Source organism: Photorhabdus sp. S10-54 (genome assembly GCF_963878145.1).
GTDB lineage: Bacteria > Pseudomonadota > Gammaproteobacteria > Enterobacterales > Enterobacteriaceae > Photorhabdus > Photorhabdus kayaii.
Genome location: NZ_CAWNXG010000091.1, coordinates 1 through 4836, shown reverse-complemented (window position 1 = coordinate 4836; position 4836 = coordinate 1). Strand labels below are relative to the sequence as shown.

Below are 4836 nucleotides of genomic sequence, written 5' to 3'. Positions count from 1 at the left end.
GCTCCAGCGCTTCCGCCAGACTCTCCAGTGCCTGCTGCATATAATCGCATACCCGCTCCGGCGCAAACGGCTGAACCGTCTGTGCTGTCAGCCCCAGCGAACCACCAAAATCCTCAACCGACAGTACAAAGGGGTAGTTAGTCCGCTCCTGCCCGCCAACAACTTCAATCCCGCTTATCAGTTCACCGGAGATGGCCGACACATCATTATGCCGGTAGTTCAGCAGGGCACTGAAAAGCGGGGTCTCGTTGTTAATGCCGCTGCATCGTTGAGCCAGCGCCAGTGACGCATGCTCATGCGCCAATAATCCGGCCAGCCGGGTATGGGCCTGTTGTACACTGCCCCGCACCGGCGTATCATCCATATTTAACCGCAGCGGTAAAGTATTAATAAACAGCCCCAGCCCGCTATCCGCGCCTTCTCCCGCCGCCATACGCCCGAACAGCACAGTGCCGAACACCACGTTTTCCTGTCCGCTGGTTCGCGACAACACCTGCGCCCAGGCCAGATGGCACAACGCCGCCAGACTAACCCCTAACTGCTGCGCCTGACGGCGCAAACGGTTATTCAGCTCAGCGGATAACATCCGGTGGTATTCCGTCACCTGTGAGCCGTCACGATGGACCTCCGCCAAGCCGAACGGCAGTGTCGGTTCCACCACATCCGCCAGCATTTCCGTGAAGAAACGGGTGTGCGCTTCCTGGCTTACCCCCAACCGGGCCTGGGCAACCAGATTGCGGAACGGTACTGGTGCCGGCAGCGTTTCCGTCTGCCCCGTCAGATACGCCCGGACTTCACGATGCAGCACTTCCAGCGTGGTATGGTCGCCAATCAGGTGATGCAGTAATTGCACTACTGCCCAACGGCCATCCGTTTCCCGGGCAATAACAAATTGCAGTAACGGGGCATTGCTTAAGTTAAGACGAAAATAGCGGGGATCAAAACGTCGGCTTAACTGTCCACTGACCGGCCCTTTCGCCGGATCTAATGTCAGTTCAGTGACGGATAAAGTGGCCTGACGCCAGACCACCTGCGCCGGCACAGACAGCTCCTGCCAGACAAAGGCAGTCCGCAGAATATCATGGCGATTAATCACCTGCTGCATGGCCGCCAAATACCGGTCCAACAAAGCCCGGTCTGCAAAAATCATCTGATCGGTCAACAGGTACGGATCTCCCTCGCTTGCCAGTAAGTGGTGGAATAAAATTCCCTCCTGCAAGGGCGACAGGGCATAAATGTCCTGAATATTGACCAGCCCACCCGGTACTTGCCCGGCGATACAGTCAATATCAGCCTGAGTCAGCTCTATCAGAGGCAACATTGCTGGGGTGAGAACCGTCGTATCGGGGGTAATCACATTGGCGGGTATCGACACAGCCTGGTGCTGTCCCAACGTCTGAACCAGATCGGATAACACTGGCGTCTGAAACAGGTCACGCACCGCCAGTTTAAGCCCCAGATGGCGCAAATATTCAATCATCCGCACCGCCAGCAAGGAATGCCCGCCCAGCGTGAAGAAATTATCGTGTCGGCTGATTTGCTCAATCCCCAGCAACTCACACCAAATGGCCGCCAATGCCATTTCGGTTTCCCCCTGCGGCGCCTCATAATGTTGACGGGCAAATGCTTCGCTATCCGGTGCCGGCAGTGCCTTGCGGTCCAGTTTGCCATTCGGTGACAGCGGGAAGCTGTCCAGACGCACAAACGCCGCCGGCACCATATAATCCGGTAACCGGGCACTCAGATGTTCCCGCAGGCTACTCACCAGCCCCTCCTCCGCGCCTGCTACCACATAAGCAACCAGTCGCTTATCCTGCCCTTCCTCTAGCGCTAGTACCACCGATTCACGTACTGCCGGGTGTTCTACCAGCCAGCTTTCAATCTCTCCCGGTTCAATACGGAAGCCACGAATTTTCACCTGCTGGTCATTGCGGCCCAGAAATTCCAGGTTGCCGTCCGGCCGGTAACGCGCCAAATCCCCAGTGCGGTACATCCGTGCATGGGGTTTGTCACTGAATGGGTCAGGCAAGAAACATTCTGCCGTCAGTTCAGGCCGGTTCAGATAACCTCGTGCTACACCCACACCACCAATATAGATCTCTCCCGTCACACCGAGTGGAACCGGCTGGCCGTAAGCATCGAGGAGATAAATCCGGGTATTGGCAACAGGTTGACCAATCGGTGGCGCATTTTCATCCCGGCTATTGCAAGCATAGAGAGTCGCACAAATCGTGGTTTCTGTTGGGCCATAGGCATTGAACATCTGTCTGCCCTCAGCCCAGCGTTTAACCAGCGTGGCTGAACACGCTTCTCCGGCTACCAGCAAGATTTTTACTGTGTCAGGAAGTTCATTCATTACCATCAGCACACTGGGGGGTAAAAAAAGAATATGGCTAATCCCGTTATCAGCAAGATAACGGGCAAGTGCTGCGCCAGGCAGAATATCGGCAGACTGGGGCAAATAGAGCGTGGCACCAGCCAATAACGTCAGACAGCATTCCCAAATGCAGGCATCGAAACTGTTTGAAGCAAACTGCAACATTCGGCTATCCGGCGTGATAGCCAGTCTCTCTTGTTGAGTACTAATCACACTGCATAAGCCACGATGTTCGACCATCACCCCTTTCGGCGTACCGGTCGAGCCGGAAGTGTAAATCACATAGGCCAGATGCCGTGATGTCAATGTGGCTATCTGCGGATTGCTGTCCGGCCAGTCAAACAGCGTATTTGGGTCAAGCACTGTCCGTCCTGTTAATTCCTCCTCCCCTAAGGCTGCCCGTCCGATATTATCCATCAGCACAATAGCCGGGGCGGTATCGGTGAGAGTATATGCTAGACGCTCACCGGGATAAGTCGGATCCAACGGCACATAAGCCCCGCCGGCTTTCAATATGGCCAACATTCCCACCACCATGGCCGGTGAGCGTGATACACAAATCGCCACTAACTGATCTGGCGCTACCTTCAGGGCAATCAATTGGTGGGCCAGTCGGTTGGCACGGGCATTGAGTTCGGCATAGCTGAGGGTCTGGTCTGCGTACACCAAGGCGGTCGCGTCTGGGGTTTTCTCTGCCTGCTGTTCAAATAATTGATGGAGACACAACGTCTCAGAATACGGCGCTTCCGTTACGTTCCGGGTTTTTAATAACAGCGTGCGTTCCGCTTCCGGCAAGATTTCCAATGCTCGTACCGGCATATCCGGGGTGTGCTCCAGCGCTTCCGCCAGACTCTCCAGTGCCTGCTGCATATATCCGCATATCTGCTCTGGCATAAATGGCTGAACCGTCTGCGCCGTCAGCCCCAGCGATCCACCAAAATCCTCCACAGACAGCGCAAAGGGGTAGTTAGTCCGCTCCTGCCCGCCAACAAACTCAACCCCGCTTATCAGTTCACGGGATATGGCCGACACATCATTATGCCGGTAGTTCAGCAGGGCACTGAAAAGGGGGATCGCGTTGTCAATGCCACTGCATTGCTGGGCCAGCGCCAGTGACGCATGCTCATGCGCCAATAATCCGGCCAGCCGGGTATGGGTCTGCTGTACACTTTCCCGTACCAGCGTATCATCCATATCTAACCGCAGCGGTAAGGTATTAATAAACAACCCCAGCCCGCTGTCCGCCCCGGCTCCCGCCGCCATACGTCCGAACAATACGGTACCGAACACCACGTTTTCCTGACTACTGGTCCGGGACAACACCTGCGCCCAGGCCAGATGGCATAACGCCGCCAGACTGACTCCTAACTGCCGGGCCTGACGGCGCAAACGGCTATTCAGCTCAGCGGATAACATCCGGTGGTATTCTGTCACCTGCGAGCCGTCACGATGGACCTCCGCCAAGCCGAACGGCAGTGTCGGTTCCACCACATCCGCCAGCATTTCCGTGAAGAAACGGGTGTGCGCTTCCTGGCTTACCCCCAATCGGGTCTGTGCAACCAGATTGCGGAACGGCACCGATGTCGGCAACGTTTCCTCCTGCCCCGTCAGATACATCCGGACTTCATGGTGCATCACTTCCTGTGTTGTATGGTCGCCAATCAGGTGGTGCTGCAATTCCAGTAAGCACCAACGGCCATCCGTTTCCCGGGCAATAACAAATTGCAGTAACGGAGCATTGCTTAAGTTAAGACGATAATGTCGGAGATCAAAACGCCAACTTAACTGCTCACTGACCGGCCCTTCTGCCGGATCTAACGTCAGTTCTGTGACGGATAAAGTGGCCTGACGCCAGACCACCTGCGCCGGCACAGACAGCCCCTGCCAGACAAAGGCGGTCCGCAGAATATCATGGCGATTAACCACCTGCTGCATGGCCGCCAAATACCGGTCCAACAAAGCCCGGTCCGCAAAAACCATCAGACCGGTCAACAAGTACGGATCTCCCTCGCTTGCCAGTAAGTGGTGGAATAAAATCCCCTCCTGCAAGGGCGACAGGGCATAAATATCCTGAATATTGCTCATCCCGCCCGGCACTTGCCCGACAATACGATCAATGTCAGCTTGAGTCAGATCTATCAGCGGCAACATCGTCGGCGTGAGCGTTGTTGTATCGGGGGTAATCACATTGGCAGGCACCGGCACGGCCTGGTTCTGCCCCAGTCTCTGCGCCAGACTGGATAACACCGGGGTTTGAAACAGGTCGCGCACCGCCAGCGCCCATCCCGACTGACGCAGGCGTTCCATCATCCGCACCGCCAGCAGGGAATGGCCGCCCAACGTGAAGAAATTGTCATGCCGGCTGATTTGCTCAATCCCCAGCAGTTCACACCAAATTGCCGCCAACACCGTTTCGGTTGCTCCCTGCGGCGCCTCATAACGTTGGCGGGCAAACGCTT

The 4836-nt window shown here is 56.0% G+C and carries 1 protein-coding gene; it reads right to left on the bottom strand.

Annotated features, from left to right (window positions below):
* A partial coding sequence (locus tag AACQ83_RS23275; RefSeq protein WP_146747941.1) for a non-ribosomal peptide synthetase occupies window positions 1–4836 on the bottom strand: 4836 nt, incomplete at both ends.